At 29.1% G+C, this 15,818-nt stretch carries 9 protein-coding genes; 4 read left to right on the plus strand and 5 right to left on the minus strand.

Annotated elements, in window-relative coordinates; translation table 11 throughout:
• Nucleotides 1-45 precede the first annotated feature (45 nt).
• From ssnA to yqeB, 4 genes are all read left to right on the plus strand, one after another.
• Nucleotides 46-1,377 carry a putative aminohydrolase SsnA gene (gene ssnA, locus A966_RS09480; RefSeq protein ID WP_008724971.1) on the plus strand — a complete coding sequence of 444 codons (1,332 nt, stop codon included), beginning with the start codon at nucleotides 46-48 and terminating at the stop codon, nucleotides 1,375-1,377.
• Between the two features lie 96 nt (nucleotides 1,378-1,473).
• On the plus strand, nucleotides 1,474-4,443 hold the full coding sequence (ygfK, locus tag A966_RS09485; RefSeq protein ID WP_008724973.1) for a putative selenate reductase subunit YgfK: 2,970 nt from the start codon (nucleotides 1,474-1,476) through the stop codon (nucleotides 4,441-4,443).
• 93 nt (nucleotides 4,444-4,536) lie between these two features.
• On the plus strand, nucleotides 4,537-7,110 hold the full coding sequence (gene xdh / locus A966_RS09490) for a selenium-dependent xanthine dehydrogenase (RefSeq protein WP_008724974.1): 2,574 nt from the start codon (nucleotides 4,537-4,539) through the stop codon (nucleotides 7,108-7,110).
• A 6-nt stretch (nucleotides 7,111-7,116) separates the two neighbouring features.
• Nucleotides 7,117-7,944, plus strand: a complete 828-nt coding sequence (gene yqeB / locus A966_RS09495) for a selenium-dependent molybdenum cofactor biosynthesis protein YqeB (protein WP_008724976.1) — start codon at nucleotides 7,117-7,119, stop codon at nucleotides 7,942-7,944.
• A gap of 52 nt (nucleotides 7,945-7,996) precedes the next feature.
• On the opposite strand, the gene A966_RS09500 is transcribed toward yqeB, so the two are convergent.
• From A966_RS09500 to A966_RS09520, 5 genes are all read right to left on the minus strand, one after another.
• Nucleotides 7,997-9,982, minus strand: a complete 1,986-nt coding sequence (locus A966_RS09500; RefSeq protein ID WP_008724978.1) for a ribonuclease R family protein — start codon at nucleotides 9,980-9,982, stop codon at nucleotides 7,997-7,999.
• A 180-nt stretch (nucleotides 9,983-10,162) separates the two neighbouring features.
• Nucleotides 10,163-11,011, minus strand: coding sequence for a prephenate dehydrogenase (locus A966_RS09505; protein WP_008724981.1), 849 nt, complete (start codon nucleotides 11,009-11,011; stop codon nucleotides 10,163-10,165).
• 23 nt (nucleotides 11,012-11,034) lie between these two features.
• Nucleotides 11,035-12,132: an NYN domain-containing protein gene (locus tag A966_RS09510; protein ID WP_008724983.1), complete on the minus strand. Its 1,098-nt coding sequence runs from the start codon at nucleotides 12,130-12,132 to the stop codon at nucleotides 11,035-11,037.
• 90 nt (nucleotides 12,133-12,222) lie between these two features.
• On the minus strand, nucleotides 12,223-14,382 hold the full coding sequence (locus A966_RS09515) for an ATP-binding protein (RefSeq protein WP_008724985.1): 2,160 nt from the start codon (nucleotides 14,380-14,382) through the stop codon (nucleotides 12,223-12,225).
• Between the two features lie 24 nt (nucleotides 14,383-14,406).
• A complete protein-coding gene (locus A966_RS09520) occupies nucleotides 14,407-15,477 on the minus strand; it encodes a metallophosphoesterase family protein (RefSeq protein WP_008724987.1) in 1,071 nt (356 codons plus the stop codon).
• Nucleotides 15,478-15,818 lie beyond the last annotated feature (341 nt).

Below are 15,818 nucleotides of genomic sequence, written 5' to 3' on the forward strand. Positions count from 1 at the left end.
AAAATGTATATAAAAATTATTATAATATAAATTTAGGAGGCATTTATGCTGTTAATAGGCGGAGGAAAATTAATCACAAGAGATTCAGCTAAAGCATTTATAGAAGATGGTGCTGTTCTTTGCGATGGAAGGTTAATAAAAGAAGTGGGAAAAACTTCGGATTTGAAAGCTAAATATAAAGATGCTGAATATATAGATGCTAAAGGCGGAATAATCATGCCGGCATTTATAAATGTACATGAACATATTTACTCTGCTATGGCTAGGGGCTTTAGTATAAATGGCTATAATCCTAAAGGCTTTTTAGAAATATTAGACGGAATGTGGTGGACTATAGACAGAAATCTTACTTTAGAGCAAACAAAACAAAGTGCTATGGCTACTTATATAGAATCTATTAAAAATGGAGTTACTACAGTATTTGACCATCATGCTAGTTTCGGACATATTGAAGGTTCTTTATTTGCCATAGAAGAGGCTGCTAAAATTATGGGCGTTCGTTCTTGTCTTTGCTATGAGGTTTCTGATAGGGACGGAGAGGCTAAATCTAAGGCTTCTGTTAAAGAAAATCTTGATTTTATTAAGCATGCTATGGCTGATAAAACCGATATGATTAAAGGTATGATGGGTATGCATGCCTCTTTTACTATTTCCGATAAAACTATGGAAGCATGTATGAAAGATTTACCTGAAGGCATAGGCTGTCATATACATGTTGCAGAGGGTATAGAAGATTTACATGCCTGTCTTAAAGATCATGGAAAAAGAATAGTTGACAGACTTTATGATTTCAAAGTTTTAGGTCCTAAGACTATACTTGTTCACTGTATATATATTAATCCTCATGAAATGGACTTGATAAAAGATACTGATACTATGACTTCTCATAATCCAGAATCCAATATGGGTAATGCATGCGGATGTCCTCCTACTATGGAATTAATGAAAAAGGGTATATTAACAGGTTTGGGTACTGACGGATATACTCATGATATGACAGAATCATACAAAGTAGCTAATGTTCTTCATAAACATAATCTATGCAATCCTAATGCTGCTTGGGGAGAAATACCTCAGATGCTTTTTGAAAATAATGCTAAAATAGCTAACCGTTATTTTGAAACTCCTCTAGGCGTACTAAAAGAAGGAGCTGCTGCTGATGTTATTATAATGGATTATAAAAACTATACAGAATTAAGCGATAAAAATATTAACGGACATATATTATTTGGCATGAACGGCGGACATGTTAATACTACTGTTTGTAACGGAGAAGTATTAATGAGAGACAGAAAACTTACAAAAATAGATGAAGAAGCTGCTTATGCTAAAATAAGAGAAGAATCTGATAAACTTTGGAAACAGATTAATAAATAAAATAATAAATTAACATTTGTGAGTTCTATATAATTAATTTTATATAGAATTCTTTAATGTTTTGATAAACAGTAAAATTAATTGGAGGAATAATATATGAGCGATGTAATGACACCCATTCCTTTCGGAAATCTTATGAATTGGGTTTTGGAAGAGAAAAAGACAGGTAAAGTATTTGGTATTTCAAGAGCTTTTAAAGCTGATAAATCTAAATATTATGAAATTTTTGGAAGAAAATTAGAAACACCAATAGGACCAGCTGCAGGACCTCATACTCAGTTAGCACAGAACATAATAGCTGCATACTATACAGGAAGCAGATTCTTTGAGCTTAAAACGGTGCAGAAAATGGACGGAGAGGAATTAAGCAAATGCGTTGCTAAGCCTTGTATAGCTGCTAATGATGAATGTTATAACTGCGAATGGTCAACAGAGCTTTATGTACCTCAGGCTTTTGATGAGTATGTTAAGGCTTGGGTGGTTTTAAAAGTTATAGCTAAAGAATGGGACTTAGGAGATATGGACGGTTTTCAGTTTAATATGTCTGTAGGATATGATTATGAAGGCATTAAACTAGAAAAGATTGATAATTTTATTGAAGGCTTAAAAGACGCTTCTAATACTCCTATATTTAAAGAATGTATACAGTGGCTTAATGATAATATTGACAGATTCAAAAACTTCAAAAAAGAAGATATTGATAAAATTAATGCTGATGTATGTAATTCCGTTACTTTATCTACTCTTCATGGCTGTCCTCCTACTGAAATAGAAAAAATCGCTTCTTATTTAATCACAGAAAAAAAATTAAATACTTTTGTTAAATGCAATCCTACACTTTTGGGTTATGAATATGCTAGAAAGACTTTAGATGAAATGGGTTATGATTATATATCATTTACCGATTTTCACTTTAAAGACGATTTGCAGTACAGCGATGCAGTTCCAATGCTTCAAAGACTTCAAAAATTGGCTTCTGATAATTCTCTTTTATTTGGGGTTAAAATTACTAATACATTCCCAGTGGATGTTAAGCAGAAAGAACTTCCTTCTGAAGAGATGTATATGTCTGGAAAATCTTTATTCCCTCTTTCTATGACAGTTGCTTCAAGATTGAGTAAAGATTTTGACGGAAAATTAAGAATATCATACTCTGGCGGATGTGATTATTTCAATATTAATGATGTTATAGATGCAGGAATTTGGCCTGTAACCATCGCTACTACTTTATTAAAAACAGGCGGTTATCAAAGAACAGAACAAATAGCTAAAAATCTTAAAGAATATAAACCATTTACAAAAGTTGATGTTTCTAAAGCTGAAAAAATAGTTGAAGCAAGCAAAAGAGATAAACATCATATTAAACCTATTAAACCTCTTGCAAGCAGAAAAATTAAGAAAAAAGTACCTTTAGTAGACTGCTATACTGCACCTTGTATGGAAACTTGCCCTATAAATCAAGACCTCACTACTTATATAAGACTTAATGCTGAAGGCAAATATGATGAATCTTTCAAAGTTATTATAGAAAAAAATGCTATGCCTTTTGCCACAGGTATATTATGTCCTCATACTTGTATGGATACTTGTACTAGACAATTCTATGAAGAGCCTGTAAGTATAAGAGCATGCAAATTAGATGCTGCCAGAGCTGGTTATAAAAATGTTATATCCACTTTAAAACCTGCTGCTCCTATAGGAAAAAAAGCTGGTATTATAGGGGCTGGACCTGCTGGACTTTCTGCGGCATTCTTCTTGGCTCGTGCTGGGGTAGAAGTTACAGTATTTGATAAGAGGGAAAAAGCTGGCGGAGTTGTTTCTAATATTATACCTAATTTTAGAATAACAGCTGAAGAGATTGGAAATGATGTGAGTTTATGCACACAAATGGGAGTAAAATTTGAACTTGGAAAAGAGATAAAAGATATAAAAGAGTTTGCTAAAAATTATGATTATACTGTTGTTTGTATAGGTGCTCATAAAAACATGCCTTTGAAACTTGAAGCTGGAGAATCTATCAATGCACTTAAATTCTTAGAAGAGTTCAATAAAACTAACGGAAATGTTAATTTAGGAGAAGATGTAGTAGTTATAGGAGGCGGTAATACTGCTATGGATGCTGCCCGTGCTGCTAAGAAAAATAAAGGTGTTAAAAATGTAAGACTAGTTTATAGAAGAACTAAAAGATATATGCCTGCTTTAGAAGAAGAGCTTAAAGAGGCTTTAGAAGACGGTGTTGAGTTTATGGAATTATTAGCACCTGTTAAAGTTGAAAACGGAAAACTTTTATGTAAGAAAATGGAATTATCAGATTACGATGAAAAAGGAAGAAGAAATGTTGTTGAAACTAATGAAACAGTAGAAGTTCCTGCAAGTACAGTTATAGCTTCTATAGGAGAGCAGATTGAGTCTGAGTTCTATAAATCTAACGGCATAGAAGTTGATGACAGAGGAAGACCAAAATGCAATTCCAACAATGAATCATCTCTCAAAAATGTTTATATAGCTGGAGACGGACTTTACGGGGCTGCTACTATAGTTGAGGCTATAAGAGATGCTAAAGTTCTTTCTGAAGCTATATTGGGAAAAGCAGTTGCTCCTGATTTGCCTTCTGTTTCTACTGAAGAGATTTCTTACAGCAAAAAAGGTAATTTGAAAGAAGTATCAAAAGAACCTGAAGCTAACAGATGTTTAACATGCGACTATATATGCGAAAGCTGTGCTGAGGTTTGTCCTAACAGAGCGAATATATCAGTTAAAGTTGACGGACATGCTAAAATATCACAGATTATACATGTTGATTATATGTGTAATGAATGCGGAAACTGTGAAACATTCTGTCCTTATAGTTCTGCTCCTTATAAAGATAAGTTTACATTATTTGCTACTGAGGCAGATATGAAAGATTCTAAAAATGATGGTTTCTTATTCTTAGATAAAGATGGTAATGCTAAACTTAGAATAGACGGAAAAGAAGAATCTTATAAAGTTGGCGGAAATAAAAATGGTGTTTACACTATAGTAGATAGTGTATTTAATAATTATAAATATTTAATATTAAAATAATTGAATTTATATTGATTATCATGTAACATAACAGTGAGATATATAATTTCATTGTTATGTTTGTTTTGTAATTAAAAAACGGAGGTATTTTATATGGGAGAGAATGTCAATATTATTATCAATGGCAAAGAAATGAGTTTTGACTCAGACAGAAAATTAATGGATGTTCTTAGAAATGACTGCAAGTGCAAATCTGTGAAAGACGGATGTTCTGAAGGAGCTTGCGGAACTTGTACTGTTTTGATAGATGGAAAACCAACTAAAGCATGTATACAAACTATAGGAAGACTTCAGGGAAAAAGTGTTCAGACTATAGAAGGATTTACTCAAAGAGAAAAAGATGTTTATTCTTATGCTTTTGCTGTATGCGGTGCTGTTCAATGCGGATTCTGTATACCGGGTATGGTTATATGTGCTAAGGGATTGATAGATAAAAATAATAATCCTACAAGAACTGAAATAACTGCGGCTATAAAAAATAATATTTGCAGATGTACAGGATACAAAAAAATCATTGATGCTGTAGAATTAGCAGCTAAAATGATAAGAGAAAACATTGATGTTAAAGATTATAAAGGAAAGGTAAAATTAGGCGACAGAAATATTGCAAGAGTAGATGCTAAGGAAAAAGCTTTAGGTACAGGTGAATACTGCGACGATGTTGAAATAGATGGTATGCTTTATGGTGTTGCTGTTAGAACTAAATATCCTAGAGCCAAAATATTAAAAATAGATATAAGCGAAGCAAAAGCATTAAAAGGTGTAGTTGATGTTATAACAGCTAAAGATTTACCGGGTGCTAAAAAAATAGGTCATATTTTCCATGACTGGGACGTGCTTATAGGTGAGGGCGAAGTTACAAGATTTATAGCTGATGGACTAGCTTTGATTGTTGCAGAAGATGAAGACACTGCTAAAAAGGCTAGGGATTTAGTAAAAGTAGAATATGAAGAGCTTCCTTTAGTGAAAAATCCAGAAGAGGCTATGAAAGCAGATGCTCCTTTAGTTCATGAAGAGCGAGAAAGCAATTTACTTACTCATGAAAGATTAGTTAAAGGAAATGCTGATGAGGTAATAGCAAAATCAAAATATAAAGTTACAAGGCATTATGAACTACCTTGGACAGAGCATGCCTTTATGGAAGCTGAAGTTGCTATTGCTATGCCTTTTAATGAAGACGGAATTTTTATATATTCAAGCGATCAAAGTGTATATGATACTAAAAGAGAAGTTTCTATGGCTTTGGGAATAGAGCCTGATAAGGTTGTAGTAGAAAATAAATATGTAGGCGGTGGTTTCGGCGGTAAGGAAGATATGAGTGTTCAGCATTATGCTGCAATAATGGCATACAGAACAAAGAGACCTGTTAAGTTTAAACTTACAAGACAGGAAAGTATTAATTGGCATCCTAAACGCCACCCTATGAGTATAGATATGACAACTGCCTGTGATGAAAATGGTATACTTACTGCTATGAAAGCTACTTTAATTACGGATGCAGGTGCTTATGCTTCTTTATCTGGTCCTGTACTTCAAAGAGCTTGTACTCATGCTGCTGGTCCTTATAATTATCAGGTTATAGATATAGAAGGTAAATCTTTCTATACTAATAATCCTCCTACAGGACCATTTAGAGGTTTTGGTGTTCCTCAATCTTGTTTTGCTACAGAAATGAATATAAACTTACTTGCTGAGATGTGCGGTTTGGATCCTTGGGAGATAAGATATAGAAATGCTATTCGTCCTGGTCAGATACTTCCTAATTATCAAATAGCTGATGAGGCTACAGGTCTTATTGAAACTTTAGAAGCTGTTAAAGATGAATTTTATAATAATAAAAATGTAGGCATAGCATGCGGATTTAAAAACTCTGGTGTTGGTATGGGACTTCCAGATACAGGAAGAGTTCGTGTGGTTGTAGAAAATGAAAAAGTACATGTATATTCTGCTGCTTCTTGCATAGGGCAGGGTATTGCTACCGTACTTTATCAGATAGCAGGAGAGACTCTTGATTTGAATGATGATGAGATAATAGTTCATCAGCCTAATACAGCTACCTCTCCAGATTCTGGTACTACTTCAGGATCAAGGCAGACACTCATTACAGGTGAGGCTTGTAAAAGAGCATGTGAGGATCTTAAAAAAGAGCTTGATAAAGGAAAAACTTTAAAAGATTTGGAAGGCAAAGAGTTTTATGGTGAATGGCTTACTATAACTGATAAAATGGGTGTTGATAAGGAATATCCTATTTCGCATGTTGCTTATAGTTATGCTACTCAAGTATGTATTCTTAATGATGATGGAAGTATAAATAAAGTTATAGCAGCCCATGATATAGGAAGGGCTATTAACCCTATAGCTTTGGAAGGTCAGATTGAAGGCGGTGTTGTTATGTCTTTGGGTTATGCTCTTACAGAAAAATTCCCGCTTGAAAATTGCGTGCCTAAAGTGAAATTTGGTACATTAGGATTATTCAGAGCTGATAAAACTCCTGATGTAGAAAGTATAATTATAGAAAAACCAGGTGTTCCTTATGGTTACGGAGCTACTGGTATAGGCGAGATTTCTAGTATACCTACTGCTCCTGCTGTTGCTTTAGCATATTACAAATTTAATGGTGAGTTCCAAACAGAACTTCCGCTTAAAAATACTCCTTATTCAAAATAATTTATTATGAGTTTATTTAATGATGAACTTGTAATTATAAGAGGGGCTGGAGATTTAGCTACTGGTATTGTGTATTCTTTATATAAGGCTCATTTTAAGATTATATTATTAGAAACACAATACCCCTCTTCAATTAGAAGAAAAGTAGCCTTATCTGAGGCTGTTTATGATGGTGTAAGCAGAGTTGAAGATATTGAAGCTGTTTTAGTGAAAAGCTATGAAGAAGCTCTTAATATAGTTGCAGATAAAAATTATAGTAAGATACCTATTCTTATTGATCCTAATTGTGAAATATTAAATCATGTTGAGCCTGTATTTTTAATTGATGCGATAATAGCCAAAAAGAATTTAGGTACTAATAAATCTATGGCAAAATATACTATAGCATTAGGTCCCGGGTTTACAGCTGGTAAAGACTGTGATATTGTTATAGAAACTATGCGAGGTCATAATCTTGGAAGAATGTATACCAAAGGCGAGGCAATACCAAACACAGGAATACCGGGAAATATAGGCGGAAAAGAGTCTGAAAGGGTAATACATGCAAGTGCTGATGGTATTATTGAAAACATAAAAAATATAGGCGATTTTGTAAGAGAAAAAGAAGTTATAGCATATATAAACAATAATAACCAAAAAATAGAAGTGCTTGCTAGTTTTGACGGTCTTTTGAGAGGCATCATAAAAGATGGTTTTAAAGTGCATAAGGGCTTAAAAATAGCGGATATTGATCCTAGAAAATCTGAATATAATAATTGTTTTACCATTTCTGATAAGGCTAGAAATTTGGGAGGTGCTGTGCTTACTGCTATGATGTATTTATATAATAAATAAAAGGCTTAACTTATTATATTTAAGAAAGCCTTTTATATCAATTAATTAAATATTATCTTCTCTTTTTTGATTTCTTTTTTCTATCTCTTCTGTCTTTTGATCCTCTTTTTCTATCTTTAGATGATTTATGAGATTTTCTTGAATATATTTCTTTTTTATTTTTTTTCTTCTTTAAAAAATCCCTGCTGTCTATTATATCTCTGTCATCAAAACTATTATCAAATTCGCTTGCTGGTATAAAATCAATGAATAATTCTTTAATATCAACCTTATAAACTACTATTCTTATTCTGTCTCCTAATGTGTACCATTTAGCATCTTCTTCGCTATATGCTGCCTGTTCATTTTCATCGTATCTGTAATGCGATTTTAATACTGCATATCTTATTAAGCCTTCTATTCCTCTGTCTTCTATTTCAACAAATATTCCAAAATTTGTAACACCGCTTATTATTCCGTTATATTCATTTCCTACTTTATCTTTCATAAATCTTGCAGCTTTTACCTTTGCTAAACTTCTCTCGCATTCAACTGCAACTCTTTCTGTTTTTGAACACCACTGTGCAGAGTTAATGTAAAACTGCTGCATAGTAGGTTTTAAATTATTTATACCTTCTAATGAAAGTTTTAAAAGTCTATGAGTAAGCAAATCAGTATATCTTCTTATAGGCGAAGTGAAATGAGTGTAGTATTCAAAACCAAGACCGAAATGACCTATATTATTAACATCGTATATAGCCTGTTTCATAGAACGAAGGAGTAGGGTAAGAAGTAATTTTTCGTCTGGCTTTCCCATTATAGACTGTATAAATGAATGAAAATCCAAATTGCCGTCTGCATCTTTTGTAAGTCTGTAGCCTCTGTTAAATGCTATTCTTGTGAAAGTATCAAGCTTTTCCATGTCAGGACTGTCATGCACTCTGTAAATAGAGCCTTTTATATTTTTTAATTTTTTAGCCACTTCGCAGTTGGCAATAAGCATCAATTCTTCTATTATCTTATGAGTTTCTTTTCTCTCACCGATAAAAAAGTCTTTTGGGTTTCCTCCCTTATCTAATATTATCTGAGTTTCATTTAGATTAAACTCTATACTGCCGTTTTCTATTCTTTTTTGAAGAAGTATTTTTTTTACATCATCAGCATTTTTTAATAATTCTACAAGCCAATCTTCATCTTGTTCTATGCCGTCCAAAACATCTTGGGCATAGTCATAAGTTAATCTTCTGCTAGATTTTATAACGCTTTTATGAAAAGTGCTTTCTTTAATATTGCCTTTATTATCTATAGTTACAAATACCGTCATTGTAAATCTGCTTACACCTTCATTTAAAGAACATATACCGTTTGAAAGTTCATGCGGAAACATCGGATAAACTGTATCTATCAAATAAACACTATTTCCTCTTTTTCTCGCTTCTCTGTCTAAAGCACTTCCCATAACCACAAAATGACTTACATCAGCAATATGAATGCCTAATTTATATCCGTCATTTAATTTTTCTATACTTATAGCATCGTCAAAATCCTTTGAATCTGCTCCGTCTATTGTTACAGTTTTTATGTTTCTCAAATCTATTCTGTCAAACTCTAATTCTACATTTTCCATACTGTCTGGTAAAAGTTTTGCCTCTTCCAAGCATTTTTTTGGGAAATCTGTTGGTACATTATAGGCTTTTGCTATTATATCGGCGTCTTTTTTGGCATTGTTAATATCTACTTTTATTTCTGGTTTTGGTATGCTTGTTTTTTTACTAGACTTTTCATCTTTTTTAGTATTTCTTCTGTCTCTTTTACTTTCTGATGTGCTATTTACTTTTTCAGATGATTTTCTTAATTCTCTTTCTAAATATACTCTTCCCTCATTGGTAAGTTTTAGTATATTAGATTTTTTCATTACTAGTCCCATAGAAACTGACTTTTGAAGTATTTTATCAAACTTAAGTTTATCTTTTTTAGTTTCTACATATCTATTTTTGTATTCTGATATATCTAATTCTTTTTCTTTATTGATTCTTTTCAGAAATTTTATAACTTTCATTTTTTATTATCCGAGGCAATTATTAATATTATTACATAAATAATATTATTTTATTATAGCAATATTATTTATAATGTCAAATAGTAATATCTTTTTACATATTTTTAAATATACGGTTTTATTATTTAAGAAAGCATTTATTTTTTATGCCTCCTATTTTTAGGGGGCATACAATTAATCTTATTTTTTCTTTCTTTCAATCCATTCATTTTTTATTGTATTTGAATTATCCATTAATTTTTTTAACTCATCTCTGTTTTTATCTTTTAAAGCATATTTAAAATCATCTAGGCATTTTATATATTTATCTAAAGCATCGTATAAATAATCGCTGTTGTATAAAAATAATTCGCTCCACATATTAGAATCTATTGTACCTACTCTTGTATGATCTCCCAAGCTGTTTCCCTCAAAACCAAGTGAAGATAAAAAATGATCATGATTAACAATACCGCAGGCTATTATATGCATAAGCTGACTTGTAAAAGCTATCATTTCATCATGTTTCTCAGCTGTTGATCTTATAATTTTAGAACAGCCTATATCCTTTGAGAGTTTTTCTACTATTTTAATATCGCTTTCATTTGCATTTTCATTATTCACTATTATAGCATTTGAATTTTTGAATATAGTTTCAGAAGAGTTAATATATCCTCCCTTTTCTTTTCCTGCCATAGTATGAAGACCTATATATTTTTTATCTTTTGTATTATTAAAAATATCAGTCTTTACTCCGCAGAAATCTGAGAGTATTTTATTATCATCAATTAAATGTTTATATTTACAAATAATATCTATTGCTATCAAAGGAAGTGTACATATCATAATGATGTCGGATAATTCAATAAGTTCTTTTATATTATCATAATTAAAATATCCTTTTTCAATATATCCGTATTTTAAAGCTGATTGTATATTTTCTTTATTTGTATCTATGGCATATATATGATAATTTTGATTGCTTAGTTTTAATGCTTTTATTAAAGAGCCTCCCATTAATCCCATTCCGATAACTGTTATATTTGACATATTTCACCTCTGTATTATTTTTTCTATTCATTACATATATTTTCTAATATTTCCAAAACTTTGTTTTTATCTTTCATTATAAAAGCATTTCCTTTATTAGTAAGTTCAATAGGAATATCTTTTTTAATTATATAATCTATAAATTTACTTGGTTTTTTAAATTTTGTATTTTTTACAGCACTTGAATTATTTCCTATTTTGAATTTTTTATTAATTTCATTCATTGTATTAGCAAGAGAAATAACAGCATTTTCTTCATAATTAGAAACTATTTCTTTGAATGCTAATATAAAATTTTTTTCGCTTATTTCAGAGCTGCTTAGATTTAGAATTTTAGACATTATATTTTTGAATATGTTTATTTCATTAATATAAAAATCATCATTATTTGTTTCTGTTTCTATTCCATTATTATTTAGATATTTAAGAACATTTTTCATTTTTTTGAACTGTGTTTGTTCTATGGCACTTTTTCCTCTTTCAAGATTAAAATCTTCATTGATTTTGTTGCATATATCTGATATTGAAATTTTTACAGTTTGTGTATTTTGTATATTGTACATTTCCAATACTCTATTATAAAAGAAAGTTAAAAATTCTATTTTATCAATATTATTTTCTTCTTTTTTAGATTCATTTTCATGTTTTTCTGCTGATTTATAATCTTCAATTTTAAATATATGGCTGCATGAGCTTTTGAATATATTTCTTTTAGCATTATCAAATACTGTAACTATTCCAACAATAGCACCGTATCTTGAAAGTCTATCCATCACCACAGTATAATCAACATCTCTGCTTACAAATATTACTATATCTATTTTTTTGTCTATTACAAAATCTTCAAATGCATCTATTGATGATATCATATCAGCCATGTTTTTTGCTTTATTAACAGGCACAGAATAAATAATATCAATATGCATATCCCTTAGTTTCTTAGAATATTTTTTTATAGATTTTGCATCGCCATAAGCTTTTTTTATAGAGTAAACTATCTCTTTGTCTTTTAAATTATTCTTATAAAATAAAAATATATTATTAAGCATTTGTTCAAAATTAACTTCGTAGCTTAAATGCGATACATTTTCTAAGTCTATATATACGCCTATTTTTTTCATAATTCCGCCAATACTTGTATAATATTATTATTAAGTATATTTTATAAAGAAATTGATAAAAATACAATACTATTAAAGATAATAAATATATTAAGATAACTCATGTATAATAGCTTCTTTATAATTTTTCATGATATCTCTTATAAATATATCTTTTGTAAATATTGCTATAGGAATATTATATTTTTTTGAATATTCTCTTATAAATGCTAATGCTTCTTTTGTTCTATTATTATCAAAAGTTATAAAAGGGTCATCTAATAGTATTAATCTTCCTTTTTCATGTATTTTTGAAAGTATAGAAAGACGCATAGCTATATAAACTGCATCTTTTGTTGCTGAAGATAATAATTCCACATTTCTCATTTCATTATTCTTATCTTTTACCATTATTTTATTTTTATCGAATCCGGACATTGAAATTACATCATCAGATAAATTTTTTCCTGTTATATGATTGTATAAAAGCTCTGCATCATTTGAAAGAGAATTAAATATATCATCATTTTTTTTATTTATTTTTGAGAGCATATTTTCAAGCAGTGCTAATGCTTTCTTTTTTTTGTTTAAATTTTTTATTTCTTCATTATTTTCTGCAAACTCACTTTCAAGATTTATTATTTTTTTATGTACATCATCGCTGCTGTTAAGTTCTCCTTGAATATATGAGGCATTAGACATAACTTTGTTCATATTTTCTTTTATAGAATTAATTTCTATTTCAAGCTCTCTTAATTTATTTTCTAATGCTTTCATTTCCATTTCATTAAAATCATCAGGATTAATTCCATTTTCATCAAGCTCTTTTAATATTCTGCTGCAATTAGCTTCTAAAGTTTTAATATCTTTAAATCCGAATTTTTTTGCTTCTATCATTAGTTTTTTAAATAGCTCTTCAGTGCTTTTATATACATTATCAAAATTGCTTTTTATTTCATAGTAATTTTCTTTATTTTTCACATTAAGTTTATCAAAGAAATTATTTAATTCCTTATGATGATTTTCTAAATTAATTGCCGCTTCCTGTAATTCTTTTTTATAATTTTCTAATTCTTCATCGTTATTTTGTTCAAGTATCAATTCTATTTTAGCCAATTCTCTTAACAGCATATCTTTTAAATCTGACATCTCCAAATTATCACTTTTTATATCAAGTTCCGGAAGCGAGTCTAATATATCGTTTATAGACTTGTCATTTTTTCCTTCTTTTATGAGTAAAAATGGTATAGAAGGAAGTATGATTAAAAACCAATATGGATTTTTAAAATATAAACTAAGTAATGCTGATATTAAAACAACAGCAGCTAAAAAAACTATCTTTGGTATCTTATTATTTTTTTCTTTTAATTCATCTATTTTTTTTATTGCTTTATCTATTCTTATCATTATGCTTTGATAATCTGTTTTATTTTTTTCTTCTGAAGATTTTTGAAGAGATTCTATTTTTCCTTTTAAATATGATATTCTATTTTCGCCTTCATCTATTTTTCCGCTTAGTTCATTAATTGTTTTTGAATGATCTTTTTGAAGGTATATATTTTCATTTATAAATTTATCTTTTTTATTAAATTCATGAATCATTGTATTGATATTTAATAAATTATTTTTTTCTTTTGCTTTATTTTTTTCTTCTCTTAATGCATTTAATTTATTGTAATTATCAATTTTTTCTTTTAATATATTGCTGCTTTCTTTTAATAATTCATCGAGTTCCTTCAATTTATCTTTTTTATTAACTTCTGTATTAGCCTTGCTGTATAAGTTACTGAGTTCTTCTTCTATTTCTTCATTTCTGTATTTTGTATTTTTTAATTGTGCCGGTATTGCATTTTGAGATTTTCCTGAATATTCAGCTTTTATTTCTGATATTATTTTTCCTACATCTATATCTGAAGCAAATAATTTTTTCTTTATCTCACTTTCCCAATCCTTAGAGTCTTTTTTACTGTCCGACATTTCAAATATTATTTCGCTTTGTCTTATTGAATATAAATTATTATAGGACTGTGGATGAAGTTTTATATTTTCATCTATTTCAGGTTCGGTATTAATATCTATATTATCTCCGTATCTCAATTTTATTTGCTTGGCGAATGATGAAGTTTTTTTGTTTTCTGAAAATAATAACATCAAAGAATCAAATATAGTAGTTTTTCCTGATTCATTTTCTCCGTAAAACAATGTGAGATTATCTGATATTTCAAAAGATTTATTTTTAAACTTTCCGAATTTATTTAAATTTAATATCATTTTTATTTTCCATATTTTTAATTATTATCTTTTATTATTTTGTAATGCAGTATATAGTTTTTCTATGCCTATTCTTTTTGCAATTTCAACTATTTCTAAATCTTCTTCATTATTGGTATTAAATTCATATTCATCTGCTATAGATAAAAACTCTTTTATAATGCTTTCATTATATGCATTTTCAAGTAAAAATATATCCGAAGTTTTTATATTAAAGTCTCTTACATATTTTGAATATTTATTTTTTATGCTGTTTATTTTTTCTTCAAGTTCATTCTCATCTTCAGCTATTCCGTAAATATTAATATCTATAATATCATTTATGTCCCATTCAGAGGCTTTCTGTTCTAAATTTGATATATTGTAAATGTTGCTTTCATACACTCTATATATTCCGGCATTTTTGATATTTATAAATGTTTTTTTTATTGAATTATTTTCAGTATCAATAGCCAAACATCTTCTTATACCCATTTCTGATTTAGTTCTTCTCCAAACTCTTGCAGAACCTGTATATATTATTTCTATATTTTCTATATTAACTTCCATCTGTTTATGTATATGTCCAACTACTGCAATATTAGGATCTATTTTTTTTATTATATCTATTGGTATGCTTGCTGATTCTTCATTTTCTTCTATAGCCCACAATGTACCTTCTACTATTCCATGTGCTATTAGTATTCTGTTATCAGCATTTAGATTTTCTATTTTTTTATTTATATCATTATCTATAATATATTTTTCACTGTAGGGAAGTGCTATAATATCCAAGTTATCAATATTAAAAAAAGTTATATCTTCTATTACTATTAAATTATCTGGGAATTTTAATTTATTTAATGTTATGCCTTTCGCTTTTAAATTCTCATGATTGCCTTTAAGCAAGTATACATCTTTTTGATAATCCTCTATTTTTTTTGAGAACACATCTTTTAATCCTTGCAAATCTTCAAAAGTATTGAAAGTATCGCCAAGAAGCATTAAGGCATCATAATCTTTTGCATATTCTATTATCTCATCCAGCACAGAAAGAGAATATTCTTTTTCCTCTAGGCTGAGATGAAGATCGCTTGATATTAATAATTTAGGCATAATAAAATTTCTCTTTTTAATATATAATAATTTTGAAACTGTATTTTTATATTATAAAGCAAATATATTAATTAATCAATATTAGTTATTATTAGAGTTATTATAAAATAGATGTATTATATTATTGTACTTAATTATAAGTATACAAAAAATATAGAATAAAAGTTGAAAAAATCATATTTATATTATAGAATGCGAGCAGGTATGATTTGTTATTAAATAATATCTGATTATATGCCAAGCCAATAATATGAAGTTTCTCTATTATAAAATATCAAAAAAATTTGCATAAAATTTTTTAGTAATAATAATTTCATATCAAGCAGTAATAGGATTGTATT

It is taken from the genome of Brachyspira hampsonii 30446 (genome assembly GCF_000316195.1).
GTDB classification, from domain to species: domain Bacteria; phylum Spirochaetota; class Brachyspiria; order Brachyspirales; family Brachyspiraceae; genus Brachyspira; species Brachyspira hampsonii_C.

Excerpts from the sequence above, each read along its gene's own strand:
- ssnA (WP_008724971.1), top strand. The coding sequence starts at position 46 with ATGCTGTTAATAGGCGGAGGAAAATTAATCACAAGAGATTCAGCTAAA.
- ygfK (WP_008724973.1), top strand. The coding sequence starts at position 1,474 with ATGAGCGATGTAATGACACCCATTCCTTTCGGAAATCTTATGAATTGG.
- xdh (WP_008724974.1), top strand. The coding sequence starts at position 4,537 with ATGGGAGAGAATGTCAATATTATTATCAATGGCAAAGAAATGAGTTTT.
- yqeB (WP_008724976.1), top strand. The coding sequence starts at position 7,117 with ATGAGTTTATTTAATGATGAACTTGTAATTATAAGAGGGGCTGGAGAT.
- A966_RS09500 (WP_008724978.1), bottom strand. The coding sequence starts at position 9,982 with ATGAAAGTTATAAAATTTCTGAAAAGAATCAATAAAGAAAAAGAATTA.
- A966_RS09505 (WP_008724981.1), bottom strand. The coding sequence starts at position 11,011 with ATGTCAAATATAACAGTTATCGGAATGGGATTAATGGGAGGCTCTTTA.
- A966_RS09510 (WP_008724983.1), bottom strand. The coding sequence starts at position 12,132 with ATGAAAAAAATAGGCGTATATATAGACTTAGAAAATGTATCGCATTTA.
- A966_RS09515 (WP_008724985.1), bottom strand. The coding sequence starts at position 14,382 with ATGATATTAAATTTAAATAAATTCGGAAAGTTTAAAAATAAATCTTTT.
- A966_RS09520 (WP_008724987.1), bottom strand. The coding sequence starts at position 15,477 with ATGCCTAAATTATTAATATCAAGCGATCTTCATCTCAGCCTAGAGGAA.